Here is a 24,348-nt window from a genome sequence, read left to right on the forward strand (position 1 = left end):
GCGGGCGTGCCGCCCATGTCCGAAGTCGCCACCGAAGCTGCGCGCCGCCGCACCTTCGCCATCATTTCCCACCCCGACGCCGGCAAGACCACGCTGACCGAAAAGCTGCTGCTGTTCGGCGGGGCGATCCAGATGGCCGGCTCGGTGAAGGGCCGCAAGGCCGCGCGCCACGCCACCTCGGACTGGATGGCGCTGGAAAAGGAGCGCGGCATTTCGGTGACCTCGTCGGTGATGCAGTTCCCGTACGAAGGCAAGATCATCAACCTGCTCGACACCCCCGGCCACGCCGACTTCGGCGAGGACACCTATCGCGTGCTCACCGCGGTGGACTCGGCGCTGATGGTGATCGACGTGGCCAAGGGCGTGGAAGAACGCACCATCAAGCTGATGGAGGTGTGCCGACTGCGCGACACGCCGATCATGACCTTCATCAACAAGCTCGACCGCGAAGGCAAGGACCCGATCGACCTGCTCGACGAAGTGGAGACCGTGCTCGGCATCGAGTGCGCGCCGGTGACCTGGCCGATCGGCATGGGCCAGCGCCTGAAGGGCGTGGTGCACCTGGTGACCGGCGAAGTGCACCTGTACGAACCCGGCCGCAACTTCACCCGCCAGGACTCGACCATCTTCCCGTCGCTGGACGCACCCGGCCTGGCCGAGAAGATCGGCGCGCAGATGCTGGCCGAACTGCGCGAGGAACTGGAACTGGTGCAGGGCGCCAGCCATGCCTTCGACCTGGACGCCTACCGCGCCGGCAGGCAGACTCCGGTGTTCTTCGGCTCCGGCGTCAACAACTTCGGCGTGCAGCCGCTGCTGGACTTCTTCGCCGAGCACGCACCGCCGCCGCAACCGCGCGCCACCACCGGCCGTCAGGTGCAGGCCGGCGAGGACAAGCTGACCGGCTTCGTGTTCAAGATCCAGGCCAACATGGACCCGCAGCATCGCGACCGCGTCGCCTTCATGCGCATCTGCTCGGGCCGCTTCGCCGCCGGCATGAAGACCCTGCACGTGCGCACCGGCAAGGAAGTCAAGCTGGCCAATGCGCTGACCTTCATGGCCAGCGACCGCGAGATCGCCGCCGAGGCCTATCCCGGCGACGTCATCGGCATCCACAACCACGGCACCATCTCGATCGGCGACACCTTCACCGAGGGCGAGTCGCTGTCGTTCACCGGCATCCCCAACTTCGCCCCGGAACTGTTCCGCCGTGCGCGCCTGCGCGATCCGCTCAAGCTCAAGCAGTTGCAGAAGGGCCTGGCGCAGCTGTCCGAGGAAGGCGCCACCCAGTTCTTCCGCCCGCTGATGAGCAACGACCTGATCCTCGGCGCGGTCGGTACGCTGCAGTTCGACGTGGTCGCCTACCGGCTCAAGGACGAGTACGGCGTGGATGCCAGCTTCGAGCCGGTGGGCGTGGTCACCGCGCGCTGGGTGCATTGCGACAATCCCAAGAAGCTGGAAGAGTTCCGCGAGAAGAATGCGATGAACCTGGGCATCGACGCCGCCGGCGAACTGGTCTACCTGGCCCCGACCCGGGTCAACCTGCAACTGGCGCAGGAACGCGCGCCGGACGTGCGTTTCGCCGCCACCCGCGAACACGCGCACAGCGTGGCAATGGAATGACAACCATGTGACCGTGGGCGTGCGCCGGCTGAGCGCACGCCCAACCGGCGGCGCGGTGCTGCGCCGCAGCGGATGCGAACCGCTCGCAATTGCGCTACCGTGCGGGCCCATGGATGCAGACCGTTCGCCCGCCTACTCGAACGCCGACGCGCCGCCTTCCACGGATTGGCGCGACGAACTGGCCAGTGCGCTGACCCACGGCCTCGGCGCCATCGCCGCGCTGGCCGGCGGCTCGGTGCTGATCACCCTCGCCGCGATCTATGGCGACGGCTGGCAACTCGCCACCGCCATCGTGTTCAGCGTCACCTTGCTGCTGTTGTACGTGGCCTCGACGCTCTACCACGCCATCCCGCATCCCGGCGCCAAGGCGCGCCTGCAGATCTTCGACCACTGCGCGATCTACCTGCTGATCGCCGGTACCTACACCCCGTTCACCCTGATCGGCCTGCGCGGCCCGTGGGGCTGGGGCCTGTTCGCGGCGATCTGGACCATCGCCGTGGCCGGGGTCATTTTCAAACTGTTCTTCACCGGCCGTTTCCGCCTGCTGTCGACCATCCTGTACATCGCCATGGGCTGGCTGATCGTGGTGGCGATCGAACCGCTGCTGCGCTCCATCGACGCCTGGACCCTGGGCTGGCTGCTGGCCGGCGGCCTCTTCTATACCCTGGGCACGTACTTCTACCAGCGCGACACCGTGCGCTACTTCCACGCCATCTGGCACCTGTTCGTCCTCGCCGGCAGCGTCTGCCACTTCGTGGCGGTGACCGGCCAGGTGCTCTGAGGCGCCGCTCGCTTTCGCACCCCGTGCACGGCCGCTGCCTAGGATGGCTGCATGGCTCGCGACCCCGCTTCCGCATCCCGTTCCTGGCCCTGGCGGCGCAATGACGGCCGTCTGCGGCGCTGGCCGTTCGTGCTCGGCGCACTGGTGCTGCTCCTGCTCGTCATCATCCTGATCTTCGACTGGAACTGGTTCAAGGCGCCGGTGGAACGCGCGGTGCAGGCGCGCACCGGGCGCGCCTTCCATATCGACGGCGATCTGGACGTGGAGCTGGGCCGCATCGTCACCGTCCGTGGCGATCGCCTGAGCTTCGCCAATGCCGACTGGTCGAAGCAGCCGCAGATGGCCAGCGCCGACCGCGCCGAACTGGACATCGCGCTGTGGCCGCTGCTGCGCGGCCGCGTGCGCATCCCCGAGATCCGCCTGACCAAGCCCGATCTGCTGCTAGAGACAGGCCCGGTTGGACAGCCCGGCAACTGGGCGTTCGGCCAGTCCGACGACAGCGGCAGGCCAGTGGTCCTTGGCGCCCTGTTGGTGCAACAAGGGCATCTGCGCTTCCAGGACCCCGCCGGACGCACCGAGATCGACATCGCCGTCGACAGCCAGGTCGGACAGCGTCGCCGTGGCGATGCCGCACCGCCGATCACGGTCAGCGGCGACGGCCGCTGGCGCGGCAATCCGTTCACTCTCAAGGGCAATACCGCCTCGCCGCTGGAACTGAGCGAGAGCGATCATCCGTTCCGCGTCGACCTGCGCGGCAGCGCCGGCAGCACCCGCGCGCACATGCGCGGCACCCTCACCAACCCGTTTCAGTTGCGTGTGTTCGACCTGCAACTGCAGCTGGCGGGCACCGACATGGCCCACCTGTATCCACTGCTGGGCATCGCCATTCCTTCCACCCCGCCCTATCAGCTGGATGGGCGTCTGCAGCGCGACGGCGATCGCTGGCGCTACCAGGACTTCCGCGGCCGCGCCGGCGACAGCGATCTGGCCGGCACGGTGCAGATCGAGACAGGCGGCGCACGTCCGTTCCTGCGCGCCGACCTGCGCTCGCAACGGCTGGATTTCGACGACCTGGCCGGCTTCATCGGCGCACCGCCACGCACCGGCGCCGGCGAGACCGCCAATGCCGAGCAGAAGGCGCAGGCGGCCAAGCTCGCCGCCACCGACAAGGTACTGCCGTCCACGCCGTACGACCTCGGCAAGCTGCGCGCGATGGACGCCGACGTGCGCTGGAAGGCGCAGCGCATCAACGCACCGTCGCTGCCGCTGGACGACATGGACGCGCACCTGAAGCTCGACGACGGCGTGCTGTTGCTGCAGCCGCTGAACTTCGGCGTGGCCGGGGGCGACATCCGCTCGGACATTCGCATGGATGCGCGCAAGCCCACCCTGCTCACGCGCGCACAGCTGTCGATCCGCGGCGTACAACTGGGCAAGTTGTTCCCCGACGGCAAGCTGGCCAAGGAGGCCGCCGGCGCGATCGGCGGCGAGATCGCCCTGGCCGGCAGCGGCAACTCGATCGCGCAGATGCTCGGCAGCGCCGACGGCAGCGTCGCCGTCGGCATGGGCAAAGGCCGCATCAGCAACCTGGTGATGGAACTGGCCGGCCTGGATATCGCCGAGTCGCTGAAGTACCTGGTGACCAAGGACCGCGAAATCCCGGTGCGCTGCGCGTTCGGCGACTTCGCGGTGCAGCGCGGGGTGATGACCTCGCGCGGCCTGGCCTTCGACAGCACCGATACCCTGCTGGTCGGCAGCGGCACCATCGACCTGAGCCAGGAACGCCTGGACCTGCTGCTGAAGGCGCAACCCAAGGACCACAGCATCCTCGCCCTGCGCTCGCCGCTGCGCGTCGGCGGCACCTTCAAGGACCCGAGCTTCCGCCCCGACTTCAAGGCCCTGGGCCTGCGCGGCGCGATCGCCGTCGCCCTGGGCAGCATCGCCCCGCCCGCCGCCCTGCTGGCCACCATCGAGACCGGGCCGGGCAAGGATATTCAGTGCGGCGGCAAGTAGCCGCGGGATTGGCGATTAGGGATTGGGGATTCGCAAATGCACGCGTCCAGATCACCGCCAAATCCAGATGAATGATTCGCTAGGCACACATCGGCGCACGCGCAGCCGCCGCTCTTGCGAATCCCCAATCCCGACTCCCCAATCTCAGCTCCTGATGTACTCCTGCAACTGATCCAGCTCCTGGCGCTGCTCCTCGATCACCGCCTTGACCAGGTCGCCGATCGAGATCACGCCGATCACGCTGCCGGCGTCCACCACCGGCAGATGGCGGATGCGTTGCCCGGTCATCAGTTCCATGCACTGCTGGACGCTCTGCGACGGGTCCACGGTGTGCACCCTGCTGCTCATGATGTCGCGCACTGGCGTGGTTGCAGAGGAGCGATCCTGCAGGACCACCTTGCGTGCGTAATCGCGCTCGGACAGGATGCCGGACAGCTGTCCGCCCTGCAGCACCAGCACCGCGCCGATGCCCTTGGCGGCCATCAGCCGCAGCGCCTCGATCACCGCCGTGTCCGGCGCGACCGCGTGGATTTCATTGCCCTTTTCGCTCAAGACCTGCCGTACCGTCCGCATCGCTGCCTCCCGGTTCGCTGGATCGCACGGCCGAGCATACTCCTTCGCCCGGTGCACGCCAGGTTTCCACCAGATACAGCGGACGTTGCTTGGATTCCTCGTACAGCCGGCCCAGGTACTCGCCGATCAGGCCCAGCGCGATCAGCTGCACGCCGCCCAGGAACAGGATCACCGCCATCATCGTCGGCCAGCCCGCCACCGGGTCGCCCAAGAGCGCGGCCTTGACCACCACAAAGAGCGCGAACAGGAAGGCGCCGGCCGCCGTCGCCAGGCCGAGGTAGGTGGCCACCCGCAACGGCGCGGTGGAGAAGCCGGTGATGCCGTCCAGAGCGAAGTTCCACAGCCGCCACAGGCTGAACTTGCTGCGCCCGGCCAGCCGCGGCGCGCGCCGATACGGCACCGCCAGGCGGCGGAAGCCGATCCAGCCGAACAGTCCCTTCATGAAGCGGTGGCGCTCGCGCAACTGCCGCAGCGCGGCCAGCGCGCGCGGCGACAGCAGGCGGAAATCGCCGGTATCGGCGGGGATCGGCGTCTTCGACAGGCGCCCGATCACCCGGTAGAACAGCGCCGCGGTGCCGCGCTTGAGCCAGCCCTCGCCTTCGCGCACCAGGCGCGTGCCGTAGATGTCGTCGTAGCCGGCACGCCAGTGCGCCACGAACTGCCCGATCAGCTCCGGCGGATCCTGCCCGTCGGCGTCCAGCAGCATCGCCGCACCGCACTCGACGCAGTCCAACCCCGCGGTCAGCGCCAGCTCCTTGCCGAAATTGCGCGACAGGCGCAACGCGCCGACCCGTGGGTCGGACGCGGCCAGCGCCTGGATCGTCTCCCAGGTGGCATCGCGGCTGCCGTCGTCCACGTACAGCACCCGACCCTCCAGCCCGGGCACGGCGTCGAGCGCAGCGAGGATGCGCGGGTGCAACAGCGGCAGGGTCTGCGCCTCGTTGAACGCAGTGACGACGACGGTGAGACGTTCGGATTCCATCGGCGGATGGTACGGAGCGGCCTGCGCGTTCACCAGCGGCGGGGCACTACGTAACAAAAACGGGAGCCCCTCCCTTCTCCCACCGGGAGAAGGTGCCCCGCAGGGGCGGATGAGGGTGCGTCGACCGCCGAATCCCCCCATGCTCACATGCCGACCGTACCCTCACCCCAACCCCTCTCCCGGCGGGAGAGGGGCTTCAAGTTTCTTCTCCCACCGGGAGAAGGTGCCCCGCAGGGGCGGATGAGGGTGCGGGTGCCGCCAACCCCGCCACGCTCACGTGCCGACCGTACCCTCACCCCAACCCCTCTCCCGAGGGGAGAGGGCTAAACCTACGGCGCCTGCAGGTAGGCCGGCCCACCCAGTTGCCGGGTCTGGCGCTGGATCCAGTTGGCGCGACCCTGCACATAAGGACCGGGACGGGTGGCGTTATAGCGCTGTGGCGCCGGCAGCACCGCCGCCAGCAGCGCGCTCTGCGCTGGGGTCAGTTGCGCCGCGTCCTTGCCCCAGAAGCTGCGCGCCGCCGCCTGCGCGCCATACACGCCATCGCCGAACTCGGCGACATTGGCGTACACCTCGAGAATCCGCTGCTTCGACCACAGCGCCTCGATCAGCACCGTGTACCAGGCCTCCAATCCTTTGCGCAGCCAACTGCGGCCCTGCCACAGGAACACGTTCTTGGCGACCTGCTGGCTGATCGTGCTGGCCCCGCGCAGGCGCCCGCCACGCGCATTGTGGTCGCGCGCCTTCTCGATCGCGTCCAGGTCGAAGCCGTGATGGCTGGGGAATCGCTGGTCCTCCGCAGCGACCAGGGAGATCGGCAGGCTCGGCGCGATCCGCGCGGTGTCGCGCCAGTCGTAGGCGATGCGGTACGACCAGTCGCCGCCGGCCCAGGCGCCGAGCTGGCGCTCCAGCATCATCGCCGAGAACGGCGGATCGACGAAACGCAGCAGCAGCACCTGCGACACGCTCGCCAGCACGAAGATCAGCGGCGCCAGCAGCAACCAGCGCCGCCAACGCTTGCGCGGACGCGCCGGCGCAGCGCCACTTGCATCGCGGCGCGCCGCCCCCATTCCTATGCTCTCTTCGATCTGGTCCACCGTGACGATCCACTCTCGTGCGGTCGCCATCTTCCCATGCGCAGCGAGGCCGCAATGCATTCTTCCGACGATCGTCTGACCCGCTTCCTGCTGCCCGGCGCCGGCGTGCGCGGTGTGCACGTGCGCCTGCACGACACCTGGCGCGAAATCCTGGCGCCGGCCAGCTACCCGGCGGCGGCCACCGAATTGCTCGGCGAGGCCTGCGTCGCCGCGGCCCTGTTCACCGGCCACACCAAGGTCGACGGGCGCCTGTCGGTGCAGTTGCGCAGCCAGGGCGCCCTGCGCACCCTGTTCGCCGAGTGCACCGCGGCCGGCACGCTGCGCGGCATCGTCCAGTTGGGCGACGGCCAGGACGCGCCGCGCGACCTGCGCGCGCTGGGCGACGACGCCCTGCTGGCGATCACCATCGAGAATCCCGGCCTGGATCCGCGCGAGCCGCAGCGCTACCAGAGCCTGGTGGCGATGTCCTCGGCCGAGCTGGACGAAGCCTTCGAGGACTACTTCCGCCAGTCCGAGCAGTTGCCGACGCGGCTGATCCTGGCCGCCGACGGCACCCATGCCGCCGGCCTGTTGCTGCAGAAGCTGCCTGGCGATGCGGGCGATGAGGACGGCTGGAACCGCGCCGGCGCACTGTTCGAGACCGTCGGCGAGGCGGAACTGCTGGCCACGCCGGCCGAGACCCTGCTGCACCGGCTGTTCCACGAAGAGACCCCGGAACTGCTGGGCGACCGCCCGCTGCGCTTCGGCTGCTCGTGCTCGCGCGAGCGGGTCGCGGCGATGCTGCGCTCGCTGGGCGAGGAAGAAGCGCGGGCCGCGGCCGAGGCCACCGGCCAAGTTGAGATCCGCTGCGAATTCTGCGGCCGACACTATGACTTCCCCTTGACGGAATTCGGAGTATTGTTTGCCGTAACGCAGGCTGAACCGAGCTCCTCGGAGCGCTTGCACTAGCTGAAATGCGCGTCGCGACCGGGGAGTCCGACTTGTTAAAGAAACATAAATCCACTAGCATCGATCACCCTGTCCGGCGGGAACTTTCGTGCCCGCCCCAAGTCTCAGACTGCTGATGCGACCCTTCCTGCGCCTACCGCTCGCCCTGCTGATCGCCCTTGCGGCGAGCACGGGCGTGCACGCGCAGAGCAAGCCGGCCAATGGCCAGGACCGCACGGTGCTGCCGGTCTGGAACAAGGGCAGCGGCAAGGTCGAGGCGTTGCTGTACCTGGAGCCCACCGGCGAACAGGCGGTGGGCGCGCGCTGGCATTTCGGCCGCAACTCCCTGGATGCCGCGTTCGGCCTGTCCTCCGGCGACTCGCTGGGCCTGCTGTGCAACAGCGCCAGCGGCAGCAGCATCAGCGGACTGGCCAGCCATTGCATGCTGGCCAGCCTGGGCGACGACGACGGCACCACCGGCCACCATGTCGCCGCCACCACCACCTTCAACCGCCCCGGCGGGCGCCTGTCGCTGTCGGCCGGCACCGGCCGCGAGAACCTCCCCGCCTGGCTGGCCGGCGCCAACAAGACGCCGTCGATGCGGATGGAGCAGAACGACCTGACCGTCTTCGCGCAGCAGAACATCGGCCGCGAGGGCTTCGTTTCGATTGGCGGCACCTACGCCAAGGCGCGCCTGGTGCCGATCGCCGATGCCTCCCCGGCCATGCTCGACCGCTGGGACAGCAAGAGCCTGAGCATCGGCGGCGGCTACGGCTCGTTCAGCGCCAACGTCATCGGCCGTGTCGTCGATGCCCCCGGCCAGCCCGGCAAGTGGACCGGCCTGGGCGTGGGCCTGACCTGGCGCACCCCGTGGAGCGGCCAGCTGACCGTCGGCGCCGAGAACGTCATCACCCGCGGCAAGAACCCGTTCTCGCCGAACAACATCAGCACCGAAGAGGGGACCATCCCCTACGTGCGCTACGAGCAGGACCTGTAGCGACCGCCAGCAACGTATTGTTCCGCAAAGAAAAGCCTCCTCGCGGGGGCTTTTTTATTGCCTGAACAGACGTGATATACATCACTAAAATTGCCCCCTCATTAACGACTCTTTAATTTCTCTGAAGACAAAGTTAACATCGGCTCACCCCGCGGTTTTTGGCATCGCATTTCGGCGCCTCCGCAGGAGAACTCAGCTGACATACACCTTTCGGAGAGAGAGCCAATGAATTGCAAGACCCATCGCTTGCGCGACGCGATCGCGTTCGCACTCGCCGCCGGCACCACCGCGCTGCTCAGCACCGGCGCGGCCGCGGCGCAGGACAGCTCCTCCAACGATGCGTCCAAGACCCTGGACACCATCCAGGTCACCGGCTCGCGCGTTGCCCGCGTTGAAACCGAGACCGCCAGCCCGGTGGTCGTGATCGATCGCGCCGCGATCGAGCAGACCGGCAAGCTGACCCTCGGCGACCTGGTGCAGGAACTGCCGGCGATGTCCGGCGCGCCGGCCAGCCCGGCGGTCAACAACGGCGGCGGCGACGGCAAGTCCTCGGTCGACCTGCGCGGCCTCGGCGACGAGCGCACCCTGCTGCTGGTCAACGGCCGTCGCGTCGTCAACAACGACGTCAACTCGATCCCCGCCAGCGCCGTGGAGCGCATCGAAGTGCTGACCAGCGGCGCCTCGGCCGTGTACGGTTCCGATGCCGTGGCCGGCGTGGTCAACTTCATCCTGCGCAAGGACTTCGAAGGCCTGGCGGTCACCCTCGACTACGGTCAGGCGACGCACCTGAGCGATGGCGCGCGCAGCGGCGGCTCGCTGACCTTCGGTCAGGTCGGCGATCGCGGCAACATCATGGTCGGCCTGAACTACAACAAGTTCGACGGCATCTCCTCCGCCGACCGCAAGTACTCCAAGGACGCGACCTACCTGTACAGCGGTGCGGTCACCGTGCTGGGCTCCAGCCGCAATCCGCGCGGCCGCATCACCGTGCCGGCCGCGCTCCAGGCCCAGTACGGCGGCTGCTCCACCGTCACCCTGAAGCCCGGCGCGTCCGGCGCCTCGCAGGGGGATTACCGCTGCTATTCCGGCGCGACCGACTCCTTCAACTACCAGGCCACCAACCTGATCATGACGCCGCAGGAGCGCACCAATGCGTTCTTCCTGGCCAACTATCAGATCACCGACAGCATCAACGCCTTCGCGCAGGTCTACCACAACAAGACCAGCTCCAACTTCGCGATCGCGCCGCTGCCGTTCGACGCCCGTGGCGACAAGGTGGTGATCTCCGCCAACAACTTCTACAACCCGTTCGGCACCAACTTCGGCGCGGACAACGGCGGCAACCAGTACAACCAGCTGCTGACCCGCTTCACCTCGCTGGGCCAGCGCCGCTCCTACTACAGCACCGTGACCGACCAGGTCGTGGCCGGCCTCGAAGGCTTCGTCGGCGACAGCACCTGGAAGTGGGACGCGGCCATGAACTACGGCCACTACACCCGCGAGAACACCAGCTACGGCTACGTGTACTACGCCGGCCTGCGCGACGCGCTGGGCCCGTCGTTCCGCGACACCGATGGCGTGGTCAAGTGCGGCAGCGCAGGCGCGGTGATCGCCGGCTGCACCCCGCTGAACATCTTCAACATCAACGACCCGCAGACGATCGCGACGCTCGGCAAGTACGAGGCGCGTCCGACCTACTCCAACACCTACCAGATGCGCAGCTTCGAAGCCAACGCCAACGGCGAGCTGTTCTCGCTGCCGGCCGGCGCCACGCAGCTGGCAGTGGGCGTGTCCTGGCGCGAGGAGTACCAGAAGAACGCGGTCGACTACATCGCCATCGCCAACGCGAACGGCAACTGCTTCATCTCGCAGGAAGCGTGCGGCACTCCGCTGAGCGGCAAGTACAACGTGAAGGAGCTGTACGCCGAACTGTACGTCCCGCTGCTGTCCGAGGTCCCGTTCGCGCACCTGCTGGCGCTGACCCTGGGCTCGCGCTATTCGGACTACAACACCTTCGGCAACACCACCAACAGCAAGGTCCAGCTGGAGTGGCGTCCGATCCAGAACCTGCTGCTGCGCGGCACGGTCGCCGAGGTGTTCCGCGCTCCGACGATCGAGAACCTGTACGCCGGCGCCAGCGGCGATGCGCCGAACTTCGCCGACCCCTGCCTCGGCTACGGCCGCACCGGCACCGCGCGCAACCACGAAGCGGCGTGCGGCGCGGGCGCGGGTGCGACCGCCATCCCGGGCGCCACCGGCATCACCCCGAGCGGCATGTCGCAGACCACCGGCGTGTGGTCGGGCTCGGTCGCTGCCGGCTTCACCCTGAAGCCGGAACAGGGCAAGTCGTTCGACTGGGGCGTGGTCTATGACCCGGAATGGCTGCCGGGCTTCTCGGCCAGCCTGGACTACTGGCGCCTGTACCTGAACGACACGATCAACCGCGCCGATGCGCAGACCGTGGCCGACATCTGCTACAGCGACAACAACAGCCCGTTCTGCGGCTTCATCAACCGTTACTCCGACGGCCAGGTGAACTTCATCCGCGAGCCGATCGTCAACCTGGGCCGCCTGGATACCAAGGGCTGGGATCTGGCGCTGCGCTACCGTCTGCCTGACACGGCCTGGGGTAGCTACACCTTCGGCCTGGACGGCACCTACATCGCGCGCTACGACAACAAGACCAACCCGGACGATCCGGCAGGCGTGGTGACCCACGTGGCCGGCACGTACAACAAGAGCTACGGCCTGTACTCGCGTGTCCGCGGCCGCCTGTTCGTGAACTGGCAGAAGGGCGACTTCGGCGCGAGCTGGCGCGTGCGCTACATCGGTCCGTTCGACGTCGGCAGCGCCGATCCGGCGCAGAACCGCAGCGCCGATGCCGGCTACCCGTACGTGGTGGTCCCGTACGGCTCCTACTTCCTGCACAGCGTCAGCGTGAACTACGCGCTGCCGTGGTTCAATTCGAAGGTGGAAGTGGGCCTGGACAACGTGTTCGACAAGCAGCCGCCCATGCTGTATCAGAACAACGTGCTGAACGCCAACACGGACGTGAACAGCTTCGACACCGTTGGCCGCTACCTGTGGGCTCGCTACAGCATGAGCTTCTGAGTTCGCTCAGTCCGCTCCTGACGTAACGACGAGGGCCGCGCGACGCATTCGCGCGGCCCTCTTTTTTGGCAGACCCGAATGAACGCTCCACACCTGCAACACGCGATCGATCTCATCGAACAAGGCCGGGCCGACGCGGCAAGCGACCTCTGCCGGCAGGCGCTGGCCGCAGCGCCGCACGATCCCGCCTGGCACACGCTGCTGGCGATGGCGCTGCAGCAGAGCGGCGACGTGGCCGCCGCTGCCGCGCACTACCGCACCCTGACCCGCCTGCAGCCGCGGGAGTCGGCGCACTGGGCCAACCTGGGCATGGCGCTGCGCACTCTTGGCGAGCATGCCGACGCCGATCAGGCCTACCGCCAAGCGCTCGCCCTGGCACCGCAGACCTATCACTATCTCGTCGACCATGGCCTGCTGCTGCTGGACATGGGCGACCTCGCGCGTGCGCGACACCGCCTGCTGGATGCGGTCGACCTGGATCCGGCGCAACCGGAAGCGCGCATCCACGCCGCCATCGCCTGCTTCGAATGCGGTGATGCGCAACGCGCCGCCGCCCTGCTCCCGCCGCCCGCACTGTGGCCGCACTTGCCCGACGACCTGCGCGAGGACCTGGCCGGTGCGCTGATCCAGGTCGGCAGAACCGACGAAGCCGAGGCGTTGCTGTCGCAAGCGCCGCATGGCCAGGCGCCGTCGCTCTCCAACCTGATCCGCCTGGCGCAACTGCACGAACGCACCAACCGCATCGGCCAGGCCGAGGCGCTGTGGCAGCAGGCGAGCGCCATGGCCGTGCAGGAGGACAGGCAGACCCGCATCGACCTGCTGCAACTGCAGTCGGCGCTGGCGCTGCGCCGCAAGGACTACGCCGCCGCGCGCGACGCCACTGTCGAATTGCTTGCGCTGCGGCCGCAGGTGCAGATCGAAGCCAATGCCTATTTTGCGCTGGCCGGCATCGACGACAAGCAGGGCGAGCCTGCCGCGGCGATGGCCATGCTGGAGAAGGCACATGCGCTCCAGTTCAAGCTCGCCGCCGAGACCATGCCGGACATCGCCCACTCCGGCGAAGAACCGCTGCAGATCTCCAGCCTGTGGCTGGAGACGCCATTCGCAGCGGACACACGCGGCACGGCACCGGACAGCGACGCATCGCCGGTGTTCATCGTCGGCTTTCCCCGCTCGGGCACCACGATGCTGGAACAGATGCTCGATGCGCATCCGCGCTACGCGTCGATGGACGAGCGCGCGATCCTGCAGCGCTGCATCGAATGGATGGAAGCGCAGGGCAAGCGCTACCCCTACGACCTGGATACGCTGGACCAGGACCAGGTCGCGGCGATGCGCCAGGTGTACTGGGCGGAAGTCGCCAAGGTCGCGAGCGTGGCCCCAGGCCAGCAACTGGTCGACAAGAACCCGCTGAACATGTTGCGCCTGCCGGTGATCATGCGCATGTTCCCCGACGCCAAGATCATTCTCGCCCTGCGCCACCCCTGCGACGTGCTGTTGAGCTGCTACATGCAGAACTTCCGCTCGCCCGCCTTCATGGTGCTGTGCTCCACGCTCGAGCGCCTGGCCAGGAGCTACGTGAACGCGATGCGCTTCTGGATCCACCACCAGGCGCTGCTGCAACCGCAGTTGCTGATCCTCAAGTACGAGGAAACGGTGGCCGATTTTCCTGCGCAAGTGCAACGCATCGGCGACTTCCTGGGCATCGACCAGGCCGAGTTCCTGGCCGATTTCGCGCAGCACGCCGCACGCAAGGGCTACATCAGCACCCCCAGTTACGCACAAGTGGTGGAACCGGTGAACCAGCGCGCGGTGGGGCGCTGGCATCCCTACGCGCCCTGGCTGGCCGGCGCGCTGCCGATCCTGCAGCCGGTGGCCACGCACTGGGGCTACGACCTGGAAGCACCTGCCCCATGAAAGCGCTGAGCGACTACATCCGCAGCTACGACGACGCGCTGCCCGTCGCGTTCTGCCAACAGTTGATCGACGGGTTCGAAGCGTCCCGCGCGCACCACCTGCGCAACGGCAGCACGCTCCACGCCGCGCTCAGCGAGAGCAACTGGACCGAGCTGGATATCGGCAAGCTGGCCGACCCGGCCTTTCTTGGCTTCTTCCTGGACCGGATCGAACGCTACCTGGCCCGTTACAACCAGGAACTGGGCCTGACCCTGCCCATTCCGTACCGGCCGACCATCGACCGACTGATCCTGAAGAAGTACCAGGTGGGCGGCACCGATCGCTTCCAGCCGCACTTCGACGCGCTCGACGCGGTCTCGGAACGCTATCTGGTGTTCCTGTGGTACCTCAACGACGTCGACGAAGGCGGAACCACACGCTTCTGCGACCTCGACGTGGAAACCGCTCCCCGCGCCGGCAGGCTGCTGATGTTCCCGCCCTACTGGATGTACCAGCACGTCGGCGAGCCGCCGGTGTCCAACGACAAGTACATCCTGTCGACCTATCTCATGTTCAAGCGCTGAGCGTCGCTGCGAACTCCGACACACGCGCCGCGGCGGGTGCCGCTCAGACGCCGGCGCGCAGATTGAACGCGCCGATCGTCTCGACCAGATGCCGCAGCGCCAGCGTCTCGGCCTCGTCCAGATCCGGGTGCCAGGTGTCCAGGATCGTCACCACCCGCACCCGATCGCTGTGGTTCCAGGCCTGGTGCAGGCAGGTGTCGTTGAAGGTGACCAGGCGCCCGACCTCCCAGGCATGCACGATGCCGCCCACCTCGAGTGCGCAGTCCGGCGGCACGATCAACGGCAGGTGGGTCACGACGCGCGCGTTGGTCACGCCGTAATGCGGCTTGATCGTGGTGCCGGGCGCCAGGATCGAGAACAACACCTCCGGCGCATGCCCGTCGATCCGCGTCAACGGCACCTGCGCCAACGCGGCCGCCGTGCGCGGGCAGCGCCGCAGGTTCTCCGGATGGGCCTGCCCGTGTCGGTAGAAGAAATACGCGTCCCAGGCGCCGTCGCCACGCTGGCCGACGAGGTAGTCCTGCGGCGACGCACCGTTGCTGAAATCCAGGAACGGCTGCACCGACTGCCGCGACGCGAGGACCTGCTGCGCCTCCTCGACGATGCCGGCGGTAGCGTCCTGCAGGCGGTCGTACCAGGGGAACCGTGCTGCCTCCAGATAGGGCGACGGATCCAGTTCCGGGATGTACAGGAAGGTCGGATGCTGGCCATCGTCCGCTGGCCGTGGCTGCAGCCCGAGATAGATGCGCAAGGCCGCCATCACCCGGCGCAGCGCTGGCTCGCCGAAACGATCCAGCAACGGCTGGATCGCGGCGACAAACAGCGCGTGCCGCCCCTGATCGATCCGCTGCATCGCGGCGACCACGCGCGTCTGCAACTCCGGAGCGGTGCTGCTCTGATCGAGCCAGCGCCCCTTTGCCTGCGCCGTGCGCACCGCCGCGAAATACATCGGCAAGGCATCGTCGTGCCGCCCCAGCGCATCCAGGCTTTCGGCGTACCACAACCGCACCAGGAACGCGTCGGCGGCCAGTTGCAAGGCGTGCTCGAACGCGGGCACGGCCTGCGCATGCGCACCGAGCCGGGCCAGGCAGATCGCACTTCGACTCCATGCCTCCGCACTGGGCTCGGCCGCGGCCACCAACGCCCAGGCCTGGGCGGCACGCGCGAACGCGCCGCTGTCCATCAGCAGCAGCGCATGCGCACGGCGCAGCGCCAGATCGGCGGGCGCAGCGTCCAAGGCGCGCTCGCACAGCGCATCGGCGGCCCGGTAGTCGCCCTCGGCCACGTGCCGATGCACGGCCTCCAGCGCGTCGGCAGCGGCCGGCACCTGCGCCATCAGCCGGGAATCAAGGTCACGATGACGTGTTCGACGTAGGCCTCGAAGTCCTCGCGCGCCTGCTTGGGCTGGTGCAGTTGCAGCGACAGCTGCAGGAAGCCGACGTAGGCTGCATAGGCCAGGCGTGCGCGATGCTGCGCGTCGGTGCGGCTGAGCCCGGCCTGGCGGAACGAGGCGATCAGGTACTCCATGCGCCGCTGCGAAACCCGGTCGATCACCGGCCGCACCGCGGGATGATCGAGCGCCTTCAGCAACTCGCTGTAGATGATGTGCGGCTTGACCTCGTGCGCGACCAGCTGGAACAGCGCGCGCAGCCGCGTACGCGGATCCGGCACCTCTTCCAGGCTGCCGAACACCTGTTGCTGCTCGACCAGTTCCCAGCGCTCCAGCGCGGCCTGCAGCAGCGCATCGCGCGAGGGGAAATGCCAGTAGAAGCTGCCCTTGGTCACGCCCAGGCGCCGCGCCAGCGGTTCCACCGCCACCGCGCTCACGCCCTGTTCGGCGATCAGGTCCAGGGCGGCCTGCGCCCAGTCTTCGGCACTGAGCCGGTTGTTGCGGCCACCGCCGGAAGCGGCGCCGTCGTCGGAGGAAGGAGCGGGCGCGGTATTCATCCGTGGATTTAACCATACGGGGACGTCGGTTGCAGTATGTGGCCTCCGCGCGGCGGGCGCAAACGCCCGGCAGCATTGGCTTTTCGCACCCATACTGCATCGTATTGACATGTTACGCGGGGCAACCATACTATCTCGTATGGTTTCAGCTTCCACCACCGTCCCGCATGCCGTCTCGTCCACCCTCACGGGCGCGGGCGAGTTGGCGCTGGCCGCGACCCTCACCGGTCCTGGCGAGGCGGGATCGGTGCTGTTCGCGCATGGTTTCGGTCAGACCCGGCACGCCTGGTCGGCAACGGCGGCGGCGCTGCAGGCGCACGGCTACCGCAGCGTCGCCTACGACGCGCGCGGCCATGGCGATTCCGCACGCAACCCGGCGGACCTGCCCTATCGCGGCGAGCAGTTCACCGACGATTTGATCGTGGTCGCAGGCGAGATGTCGCCGCCACCGGTCCTGGTCGCCGCCTCGATGGGCGGACTGTTCGGGCTGATCGCCGAATCGCGCTGGCCGGGCCTGTTCCGGGCGATGGTGCTGGTGGACATCACCCCGCGCTGGCAGCCGGCCGGGGTCGAGCGCATCCTCGCTTTCATGACCGCGCACCCGCAGGGCTTTGCCAGCCTGGATGACGCCGGCGATGCCATCGCCGCGTATCTGCCGCAGCGCGCGCGCAAATCGCCCGAAGCGTTGCGCAGCGTGCTGCGCCAGCACGACGACGGCCGCTGGTACTGGCACTGGGATCCGCGTCTGGTCGAAGAGCTGGCGCGCGACAGCGACCAGCACCAGGGCGCGATCGCGCAGGCCGCGGCGCAGGTGCAGTGTCCACTGCTGTTGATCAGCGGCGGCCGCAGCGACCTGGTCACGCCACAGACCATCGAAGAGTTCCTGTCGCTGGTGCCGCATGCGCAACACGCGCATCTGCCCGAGGCCACGCATATGCTGGCCGGCGACGACAACGCCGCATTTACCGCCACTGTGTTGCACTATCTGGACGCCCTGCCACCGGCCTGCGCCGGCGCATCGTCCGCCGTCACCGAGTACCTCCCCGGAGCACGCCCATGAGCATCATCGCCCCCTTCCTCGTGTTGTTGCTGGCCGGCGCATTCGCCGCCTATCACCGCATGCGGCTCGCCGTCTGGGCCGCGTTGAGCGCCACGCTGCTGGTCGCGTGCTGGCTGCTCGGCGCCAGCCATGTCGCCACCATCGTCGCGGCCGTGGTGCTGGTGGTGGTCGCGGTGCCGCTGCTGCTGCCGTTCGTGCGCAAGCCGCTACTCACCGCGCCGATGCTGAAGGTGTTCCGCAAGGTGCTGCCGCCGCTGTCGCAGACCGAGCGCATCGCGCTGGAAACCGGCTCGGTCGGCTTCGAAGGCGAGCTGTTCACCGGCGACCCGGACTGGCAGAAGCTGCTGAACTATCCCAAGCCGCAGCTGACCGCCGAAGAGCAGGCGTTCCTCGATGGCCCGGTCGAGGACCTGTGCCGGATGACCAACGACTGGGAAATCACCCACGTCCACGCCGACCTGCCGCCGGAACTCTGGAGCTTCATCAAGAAGAACAAGTTCTTCGGCATGATCATCCCGAAGGAATACGGCGGCCTCGGCTTCTCCGCGCTGGCCCACCACAAGGTGATCCAGAAGATCGCCTCGGTCTCCAGCGTGGTCAGCTCCACCGTCGGCGTGCCCAACTCGCTGGGCCCGGGTGAACTGCTGCTGCACTACGGCTCCAAGGAGCAGAAGGACTACTACCTGCCGCGTCTGGCGGTGGGCCAGGAAGTGCCCTGCTTCGGCCTGACCGGTCCGTTCGCCGGCTCCGACGCCACCTCGATCCCCGACTACGGCATCGTCTGCAAGGGCGAGTGGAACGGCGCCAACGTGCTCGGCGTCAAGCTGACCTTCGACAAGCGCTACATCACCCTGGCCCCGGTGGCGACCCTGGTCGGTCTGGCGTTCCGCATGTACGACCCGGAAGGCCTGATCGGCGACACCAAGGACATCGGCATCACCCTGGCGCTGCTGCCGCGCGAAACCCCCGGGGTCGAGATCGGCCGCCGCCACTTCCCGCTGAACTCGCCGTTCCAGAACGGCCCGATCCACGGCCGCGAGGTGTTCATCCCGCTGAGCCAGCTGATCGGCGGCGTGGAGATGGTCGGCAAGGGCTGGAACATGCTCAACGAGTGCCTGGCCGTGGGCCGCTCGATCACCCTGCCCTCCACCGCCAGCGGCGGTGCCAAGTTCGGCGCCGTGGTCACCGGCGCGTATGCGCGCATCCGCAAGCAGTTCGGCCTGTCGGTCGGCCGCTTCGAAGGCGTGGAAGAGGCGCTGGCGCGCATCGGCGGCAAGGCCTATGCGATCAGCGCGCTGTCGCAGGCCACCGCCGCAGCGGTGGACCGCGGCGACGTGCCGTCGGTGCCGTCGGCGATCGCCAAGTACCACTGCACCACGATGAGCCGTGAGGTCATCAGCGACGTGATGGACGTGGTCGGCGGCAAGGGCATCATCCTGGGGCCGCGCAACTTCGCCGGCCGCAGCTGGCAGGCCGCGCCGATCGCGATCACCGTGGAAGGCGCCAACATCATGACCCGCAGCCTGCTGATCTTCGGCCAGGGCGCGATCCTGTGCCATCCGTGGGTGATGAAGGAGATGAAGGCCGCCGGCAACCCGGACCACAAGGCCGGCGTCGACGAGTTCGACCGCAACCTGTTCGGCCACATCGGCTTCGCCATCTCCAACGCGGTGCGTTCGCTGTGGTTCGGCCTGACCGCGGCGCGCATCGGCGCCGCCCCGGGCGACGCCTACACCCGCCGCTACTTCCGCAAGCTGGACCGCTACTCGGCGAACCTGGCGCTGATGGCCGACGTGTCGATGCTGATGCTCGGCGGCAAGCTGAAGTTCAAGGAGTCGCTGTCCGGGCGCCTGGGCGACGTGCTGAGCCACATCTACATGACCAGCGCCATGCTCAAGCGCTACCACGACGACGGCGCGCCGGCCACCGACCAGCCGCTGCTGGCCTGGGCCTTCCACGACAGCGTGCACAAGATCGAGCTGGCGCTGTCGGCGGCGCTGCGCAACTTCCCGATCCGTCCGGTCGGCTGGCTGATGTGGGCGCTGATCTTCCCGTGGGGCCGCCGCGCCGAGGCGCCGGGCGACCGCCTGGGCCACCGCGTCGCCGCGCTGTTGATGACCCCCAACGAGGCCCGTGACCGTCTGGGCCAGGGCGTGTTCCTGACCCCGTGCGAGAACAACCCCGGCGGCCGCATCGCCAGCTACCTGACCAAGGCGGTGCTGGCCGAGCCGGTGGAGCGCAAGTTCCTGAAGGCGCTCAAGAGCAAGGGCATCGAAGCGCTGGACTTCGCCTCGCAGCTGGACGAGGCGGTGCGCGAAGGCGTGCTGTCGGCCGACGAGCGCCGCCAGTTGGAGGAACTGCGCGAGATCACCATGGACACGATCAGCGTCGACGACTTCGACACCGACGAACTGCGCTCGGCGAGCTACTACCAGCGTGCCGCCGCGGCCGACGACGGGCATTCGCGCGAAGCGGCCTGATCGTTCTGATCACGCGACACCCACGACGGCGGACTTCGGTCCGCCGTCTGCTTTTGAGGGGTCGGTCATGAGCCGATTACCGGGCGCTTCCAACAACGCGCTCTGGCCACACGTCAGCCGCCGCACCGTCACCTGCAGGAGCGGCTTCAGCCGCGACGGGCATTCCCGGTAACGCCCGTCGCGGCTGAAGCGGCTCCTGCGTTGCTCTTGGCGTCGCTATTTGAGGCTCCCAGCCGTGCGAGGTGCGTATCGCGCATCGGCGGCGGATCAGCAATCACATCGGCACGTTGCACATGATCGCCCTGTGCAAGCTCGCGGAATTGGCCGACGGGGTCATGATCGACACCAGACTGCCGCCGTCGATGCGCTGAATGCCCAAGGGCATGCGGGTCGAATACCGCAGCAAGGCGCTGGGTCCGATGCATGCGCTGGCCACGCCGGACGTGGCGATCGTCGCCGCCGAGCGCGGCGACGGCCTGCCGGTCAGTGCGGATCCGCGACGTGCGCGAGCAGGTCGTTTGCTTCACGCGCATCGCCATGTGGGTGTCGCCATGGACGCCGGCCTCGGCCTGATCGCCATCGCGTCAGTGGGCAGTGTGCGGCTCAGTACGCCAGCAGCACCGCCGCGATCGCCAGCGCCGCCGGCAGCGCCTGCACGAATACGATGCGGCGGCTGACGCTCCAGCCGCCGTACAAACCGGCCACGACCACGCAGCCGAGGAAGAACAGCATCACGTCGACCCGCTGCGCGACCAGGCCCCAGGCCAGGCCGGCAGCGAGGAAGCCGTTGTAGAGCCCCTGGTTGGCCGCCAGCACGCGCGTGGCCTGCGCCTTCGCGGGCGAATTGCGGAACACCTTCATGCCCAGCGGACGCGTCCACAGGACCATCTCCAGCACCAGGATGTACAGGTGCAGCAGCGCGACCGCGCCCACCAGGATCGAAGCCAACAGGATCATCGTGCTATCCGGCACAGGAGACAGGACGCCAGCATAGCCACGGTGCCGATGGGCGGCCAGTCCCCCGCCGCGCGGCGCACGCTCAGCGCGTCGGCGGCGTGCGTTCCGGCGGCAGCTTGGCCGCCTCGCGCAGCAGCCGCCACGCGCCCAGGGTCATGCCGGAGGCGGCCAGCAGACCGGCGACGAACACCACCTGCGAGCCGAATCCCGACAGCAGTTTGTACAGCCACGCGAAGCTGAGGTCGCTGCCGCGGTAGATCACCGTATCGATCGCGGCGCCGGCCTTGTAGCGCCATTCGCGGCCGACCCGGGTGTACAGGGTCTCGCGCGCCGGTTTGGCCAGGGAGAACTCGCCGGCGCGGGTCACCACCTGCACCACCGCCACCAGCATCGGCAGCGGCGACACCGCCAGTACCGAGTAGCCGAGCAGGATCGCGCAGCCAGGGATGAGCAGCGCCGGTCCGATGCCGAAGCGCGACAGCAGCGCACGGGTGACCAGCAGCTGCAGCACCAGGGTCACCGCGTTCACCGCCAGGTCGATGCTGGCGTAGAAGGCGGTACTGGCCGCAGCATCCGTATACAGGCGGCGCACGATTGCCGCCTGTTCGTTGTACAGCAGGGTGCCCACGCCCACGCCGAACACCGACATCAGGGCGAGCCAGCGCAGCAGCGGTTCGCGCGCGATCAGCTTCAGCCCGGCCAGCACGTCGCCGCCCATCGGCGCCTCGCCGCCGACCACGCCGCGTTCGCGCTCGCGGGCGACCGCCCACAGCCGCAGGCGCAGCAGGCACACCACGCTGACCACCAGGAAGCCGGCCGACACCAGCATCAGGTTGGCGATGCCGATGCGTTCGACCAGGCTGCTGGCGATTACCGGCCCCAGGAACGCGCCGAGCGTGCCGGCGGCGCCGATGTAGCCGTAGCAGGCGCGCGCTTCGGCGTTGCTGAAGACATCGGCCATGAAGCTCCAGAACACCGCCACCGCGAACAGGTTGAACACGGAGATCCACAGGAAGAAGGCCATGCCGCGCCCGGGCACGCCGCTGTCGAACAGCACGTAGAACAGCAGCAGGGTGGCGATGAAGAAGCCGTACACCACCGGCAGGAACACCCGTCGCGGATAACGGCTGACCAGCGCGCCGTAGACCGGCTGCAGCAACAGCATGATCAGGAAGGTGCAGGTGAACAGCACCTGCAGCGCGAACTCCTTCAACGGCATGCCGTGCGCGGCGAAGAACGCGATCATCGCCGGCGGGAACACCGCGGCCACGTCGGCGGAGGCGCCCATCGCCTCGCGCACCGGCCGCAGCACGTAGTAGCCGCTGAGCAGCGAGAAGAAGTACAGGAACGCCCACGCCAGCGGCGGCGAATCGCGCAGCGCACCGCGCAACCGCGCCAGTGCGCCGGGGGCGTGCGGAGCGGCGCTCATCGGCGGCAGACCCTGGCGCAGGAACGGGACATCGGCGATCTTCGCGGGCGTAAAGCGCGCACGGTAGCTGATGCACCGCAACACCGCCAGCGCGCGCGCCAGTCGCCCCGCCACGCTGCATGTGCATCGCGTCCGGCGGCGGGCCGCGCCGAGCATATGCTCTATCCTCGGCGACTAGCGTCGGCGCCAGGAATTCAGGGGACAGTGCGGGTGTACGACTACATCATCATCGGCGCAGGCTCGGCCGGCTGCGTGCTCGCCAACCGCCTGAGCGAGGACCGCGACTGCAAGGTGCTGCTGATCGAGGCCGGGCCGCGCGACCGCAATCCCTTCATCCACATGCCCGCCGGCCTGGCGCGCCTGGCCAACAACCGCCGCATCAACTGGAACTACCTCACCGAGGCAGAGCCGGCCTTGAACGACCGCCGGCTGTGGTGGCCGCGCGGCAAGGTATTGGGCGGATCCAGTTCGATCAACGCGATGTGCTACGTGCGCGGCGTACCCGCCGACTACGACGACTGGTCGGCCGACGGCGCCGATGGCTGGGACTGGCGCGGCGTGCTGCCCTACTTCCGCCGCAGCGAACGCAACAGTCGGGGCGGCGATGCGCTGCATGGCGGCGATGGCCCGCTGCACGTCTCCGACCTGCGCTACCACAACCCGCTCTCGGACGTGTTCGTGGCCGCCGCGCAGGAGGCGGGCTTCCCGCACAACCCCGATTTCAACGGCCCGCAGCAACAGGGCGTCGGCCTGTACCAGGTCACCCAGAAGGACGGCGCGCGTTGCTCGGCCGCAGTCGCCTACCTGGCGCCGGCGCGCATGCGGGACAACCTGCAGGTGGTCACCGATGCGCTGGTGCTGCGCCTGCTGATCGAGGGCAGGCGCGTGGTCGGCGTCGCCTATGCGCAGGACGGCCGCGAGGTGCAGGCGCGCGCGACGCGCGAGGTGCTGCTCAGCGCTGGCGCGGTGAACTCGCCGCAGTTGCTGATGCTCTCGGGCATCGGCCCGGCCGAGGCGCTGCGCCGCCACGGCGTCGCGGTGCAGTTGGACCAGCCGCAGGTCGGCGCCAACCTGCAGGATCACCTGGATGTGTGCACGCTGTATCGCACCCGCCCGGGCATCAGCTACGACCGCCGCAACCAGGCCAAGATCGCCTTCGACTACTTCCTGCGCGGGCATCGTGGCGCCGGCAGCAGCAACATCGCCGAGGCCGGCGCCTTCATCCGCTCGCCGCTGGCGCCGGACGCGCGCGCCGACATCCAGATGCACTTCGTGCCGGCCATGCTCGACGACCACGGACGCAACCGCCTGCCCGGCGACGGCTTCACCCTGCATGCCTGCCACCTGCAGCCGCGCAGCCGCGGCCGCATCGCGCTCAACGACGCCGATCCGCGCACGCCGGCGCGGATCCAGGCCAACTACCTGAGCGACCCCGACGGCTTCGACCTGCGCATGCTGGTGGAATGCGCGCGCCTGGCGCGGCACATCCTGCGGCAACCGGCGTTCGATGCATGGCGCGGCACGCCGCTGCTGCCGGCGCGCGATGACCTGGACGAGGCCGGGCTGATCGCCTTCATCCGCGCCAAGGCCGAAACCATCTATCACCCGATCGGCACCTGCCGGATGGGCAGCGACGCGCAGGCGGTGGTCGATCCGCAGCTGCGCCTGCGCGGCCTCGACGGCCTGCGCGTGGTCGACGCCTCGGTGATGCCGCGCCTGGTCAGCGGCAACACCAACGGCCCGACGATGATGATCGCCGAACGCGCCGCCGACCTGATCCGTGGGCGGGCCGTCATGCGGGAGGGGTGAGGCGGCCGCTGCGGGAGATACGCACGGCGCCTCGTGGTGGCGGCGAGCGCCCGACTATCTCGCCGGGCTGCCCACTGCTGCGGCT

The 24,348-nt window shown here is 68.4% G+C and carries 19 protein-coding genes; 11 read left to right on the forward strand and 8 right to left on the reverse strand.

Annotated features, from left to right (window positions below; genetic code table 11):
- Window positions 1-15 precede the first annotated feature (15 nt).
- The 3 genes from GGR71_RS02330 to GGR71_RS02340 all read left to right on the forward strand — a co-directional run bounded on the left by GGR71_RS02330 (window position 16) and on the right by GGR71_RS02340 (window position 4,414).
- A complete protein-coding gene (locus GGR71_RS02330; protein WP_160959907.1) occupies window positions 16-1,620 on the forward strand; it encodes a peptide chain release factor 3 in 1,605 nt (534 codons plus the stop codon).
- Window positions 1,621-1,729: 109 nt separating this feature from the next.
- Complete coding sequence (gene trhA, locus GGR71_RS02335; RefSeq protein ID WP_160959903.1) at window positions 1,730-2,401, forward strand: PAQR family membrane homeostasis protein TrhA; 672 nt, start codon at window positions 1,730-1,732, stop codon at window positions 2,399-2,401.
- Between the two features lie 51 nt (window positions 2,402-2,452).
- Window positions 2,453-4,414, forward strand: coding sequence for an AsmA family protein (locus GGR71_RS02340; RefSeq protein ID WP_184451607.1), 1,962 nt, complete (start codon window positions 2,453-2,455; stop codon window positions 4,412-4,414).
- Window positions 4,415-4,558: 144 nt separating this feature from the next.
- On the opposite strand, the gene GGR71_RS02345 is transcribed toward GGR71_RS02340, so the two are convergent.
- From GGR71_RS02345 to mtgA, 3 genes are all read right to left on the reverse strand, one after another.
- Entirely contained in the window at window positions 4,559-4,987 is a 429-nt protein-coding gene (locus tag GGR71_RS02345; protein ID WP_160959898.1) for a CBS domain-containing protein, read from the reverse strand.
- Entirely contained in the window at window positions 4,947-5,969 is a 1,023-nt protein-coding gene (locus tag GGR71_RS02350; RefSeq protein ID WP_160959895.1) for a glycosyltransferase family 2 protein, read from the reverse strand. The genes GGR71_RS02345 and GGR71_RS02350 overlap by 41 nt, the downstream gene beginning before the upstream one ends.
- A gap of 329 nt (window positions 5,970-6,298) precedes the next feature.
- Window positions 6,299-7,039 carry a monofunctional biosynthetic peptidoglycan transglycosylase gene (gene mtgA, locus GGR71_RS02355; protein WP_160960022.1) on the reverse strand — a complete coding sequence of 247 codons (741 nt, stop codon included), beginning with the start codon at window positions 7,037-7,039 and terminating at the stop codon, window positions 6,299-6,301.
- An 81-nt stretch (window positions 7,040-7,120) separates the two neighbouring features.
- Between mtgA and hslO the strand changes: the two genes are divergently transcribed.
- From hslO to GGR71_RS02380, 5 genes are all read left to right on the forward strand, one after another.
- Window positions 7,121-8,014, forward strand: a complete 894-nt coding sequence (gene hslO / locus GGR71_RS02360) for an Hsp33 family molecular chaperone HslO (protein WP_048490467.1) — start codon at window positions 7,121-7,123, stop codon at window positions 8,012-8,014.
- Between the two features lie 115 nt (window positions 8,015-8,129).
- A complete protein-coding gene (locus GGR71_RS02365) occupies window positions 8,130-8,990 on the forward strand; it encodes an XOO1806 family protein (RefSeq protein ID WP_160959893.1) in 861 nt (286 codons plus the stop codon).
- Window positions 8,991-9,215: 225 nt separating this feature from the next.
- Window positions 9,216-12,101, forward strand: a complete 2,886-nt coding sequence (locus tag GGR71_RS02370) for a TonB-dependent receptor plug domain-containing protein (RefSeq protein ID WP_160959890.1) — start codon at window positions 9,216-9,218, stop codon at window positions 12,099-12,101.
- A 78-nt stretch (window positions 12,102-12,179) separates the two neighbouring features.
- Window positions 12,180-14,018, forward strand: a complete 1,839-nt coding sequence (locus GGR71_RS02375) for a tetratricopeptide repeat-containing sulfotransferase family protein (protein ID WP_160959887.1) — start codon at window positions 12,180-12,182, stop codon at window positions 14,016-14,018.
- Window positions 14,015-14,581 carry a 2OG-Fe(II) oxygenase family protein gene (locus tag GGR71_RS02380; RefSeq protein ID WP_160959884.1) on the forward strand — a complete coding sequence of 189 codons (567 nt, stop codon included), beginning with the start codon at window positions 14,015-14,017 and terminating at the stop codon, window positions 14,579-14,581. Before GGR71_RS02375 ends, GGR71_RS02380 begins: the two co-directional genes overlap by 4 nt.
- 43 nt (window positions 14,582-14,624) lie before the next feature.
- Here the strand turns inward: GGR71_RS02380 and GGR71_RS02385 are convergent, their stop codons facing one another.
- Window positions 14,625-15,917, reverse strand: coding sequence for an aspartyl/asparaginyl beta-hydroxylase domain-containing protein (locus GGR71_RS02385; protein ID WP_160959882.1), 1,293 nt, complete (start codon window positions 15,915-15,917; stop codon window positions 14,625-14,627).
- On the reverse strand, window positions 15,917-16,528 hold the full coding sequence (locus GGR71_RS02390; RefSeq protein WP_017910473.1) for a TetR/AcrR family transcriptional regulator: 612 nt from the start codon (window positions 16,526-16,528) through the stop codon (window positions 15,917-15,919). Before GGR71_RS02390 ends, GGR71_RS02385 begins: the two co-directional genes overlap by 1 nt.
- A gap of 139 nt (window positions 16,529-16,667) precedes the next feature.
- Here GGR71_RS02390 and GGR71_RS02395 point away from each other — a divergent pair, with 139 nt between their 5' ends.
- Window positions 16,668-17,588, forward strand: a complete 921-nt coding sequence (locus GGR71_RS02395) for an alpha/beta fold hydrolase (protein WP_160959879.1) — start codon at window positions 16,668-16,670, stop codon at window positions 17,586-17,588.
- Complete coding sequence (locus GGR71_RS02400; protein WP_160959877.1) at window positions 17,585-20,068, forward strand: acyl-CoA dehydrogenase; 2,484 nt, start codon at window positions 17,585-17,587, stop codon at window positions 20,066-20,068. Before GGR71_RS02395 ends, GGR71_RS02400 begins: the two co-directional genes overlap by 4 nt.
- A gap of 146 nt (window positions 20,069-20,214) precedes the next feature.
- On the opposite strand, the gene GGR71_RS20955 is transcribed toward GGR71_RS02400, so the two are convergent.
- The 3 genes from GGR71_RS20955 to GGR71_RS02415 all read right to left on the reverse strand — a co-directional run bounded on the left by GGR71_RS20955 (window position 20,215) and on the right by GGR71_RS02415 (window position 22,454).
- The gene (locus GGR71_RS20955; RefSeq protein ID WP_456362568.1) at window positions 20,215-20,607 is read right to left on the reverse strand and encodes a hypothetical protein; all 393 of its coding nucleotides are present in this window, start codon (window positions 20,605-20,607) and stop codon (window positions 20,215-20,217) included.
- Window positions 20,608-20,671: 64 nt separating this feature from the next.
- Window positions 20,672-21,025, reverse strand: coding sequence for a DUF1304 domain-containing protein (locus GGR71_RS02410; protein ID WP_160959874.1), 354 nt, complete (start codon window positions 21,023-21,025; stop codon window positions 20,672-20,674).
- An 82-nt stretch (window positions 21,026-21,107) separates the two neighbouring features.
- Entirely contained in the window at window positions 21,108-22,454 is a 1,347-nt protein-coding gene (locus tag GGR71_RS02415; RefSeq protein ID WP_160959871.1) for an NTP/NDP exchange transporter, read from the reverse strand.
- Between the two features lie 210 nt (window positions 22,455-22,664).
- Here GGR71_RS02415 and GGR71_RS02420 point away from each other — a divergent pair, with 210 nt between their 5' ends.
- Window positions 22,665-24,263: a choline dehydrogenase gene (locus GGR71_RS02420; RefSeq protein ID WP_160959868.1), complete on the forward strand. Its 1,599-nt coding sequence runs from the start codon at window positions 22,665-22,667 to the stop codon at window positions 24,261-24,263.
- The last annotated feature ends 85 nt before the right edge of the window (window positions 24,264-24,348 follow it).

The organism is Xanthomonas sp. F1 (assembly GCF_014199855.1).

Excerpts from the sequence above, each read along its gene's own strand:
- GGR71_RS02350 (WP_160959895.1), bottom strand. The coding sequence starts at position 5,969 with ATGGAATCCGAACGTCTCACCGTCGTCGTCACTGCGTTCAACGAGGCG.
- GGR71_RS02400 (WP_160959877.1), top strand. The coding sequence starts at position 17,585 with ATGAGCATCATCGCCCCCTTCCTCGTGTTGTTGCTGGCCGGCGCATTC.
- hslO (WP_048490467.1), top strand. The coding sequence starts at position 7,121 with ATGCATTCTTCCGACGATCGTCTGACCCGCTTCCTGCTGCCCGGCGCC.
- GGR71_RS02375 (WP_160959887.1), top strand. The coding sequence starts at position 12,180 with ATGAACGCTCCACACCTGCAACACGCGATCGATCTCATCGAACAAGGC.
- GGR71_RS02330 (WP_160959907.1), top strand. The coding sequence starts at position 16 with ATGTCCGAAGTCGCCACCGAAGCTGCGCGCCGCCGCACCTTCGCCATC.
- GGR71_RS02365 (WP_160959893.1), top strand. The coding sequence starts at position 8,130 with ATGCGACCCTTCCTGCGCCTACCGCTCGCCCTGCTGATCGCCCTTGCG.
- GGR71_RS02395 (WP_160959879.1), top strand. The coding sequence starts at position 16,668 with ATGGTTTCAGCTTCCACCACCGTCCCGCATGCCGTCTCGTCCACCCTC.
- GGR71_RS02345 (WP_160959898.1), bottom strand. The coding sequence starts at position 4,987 with ATGCGGACGGTACGGCAGGTCTTGAGCGAAAAGGGCAATGAAATCCAC.
- GGR71_RS02385 (WP_160959882.1), bottom strand. The coding sequence starts at position 15,917 with ATGGCGCAGGTGCCGGCCGCTGCCGACGCGCTGGAGGCCGTGCATCGG.
- GGR71_RS02340 (WP_184451607.1), top strand. The coding sequence starts at position 2,453 with ATGGCTCGCGACCCCGCTTCCGCATCCCGTTCCTGGCCCTGGCGGCGC.
- GGR71_RS20955 (WP_456362568.1), bottom strand. The coding sequence starts at position 20,607 with ATGGCGATGCGCGTGAAGCAAACGACCTGCTCGCGCACGTCGCGGATC.
- mtgA (WP_160960022.1), bottom strand. The coding sequence starts at position 7,039 with ATGGGGGCGGCGCGCCGCGATGCAAGTGGCGCTGCGCCGGCGCGTCCG.
- GGR71_RS02415 (WP_160959871.1), bottom strand. The coding sequence starts at position 22,454 with ATGAGCGCCGCTCCGCACGCCCCCGGCGCACTGGCGCGGTTGCGCGGT.
- GGR71_RS02380 (WP_160959884.1), top strand. The coding sequence starts at position 14,015 with ATGAAAGCGCTGAGCGACTACATCCGCAGCTACGACGACGCGCTGCCC.
- trhA (WP_160959903.1), top strand. The coding sequence starts at position 1,730 with ATGGATGCAGACCGTTCGCCCGCCTACTCGAACGCCGACGCGCCGCCT.
- GGR71_RS02370 (WP_160959890.1), top strand. The coding sequence starts at position 9,216 with ATGAATTGCAAGACCCATCGCTTGCGCGACGCGATCGCGTTCGCACTC.
- GGR71_RS02390 (WP_017910473.1), bottom strand. The coding sequence starts at position 16,528 with ATGAATACCGCGCCCGCTCCTTCCTCCGACGACGGCGCCGCTTCCGGC.
- GGR71_RS02410 (WP_160959874.1), bottom strand. The coding sequence starts at position 21,025 with ATGATCCTGTTGGCTTCGATCCTGGTGGGCGCGGTCGCGCTGCTGCAC.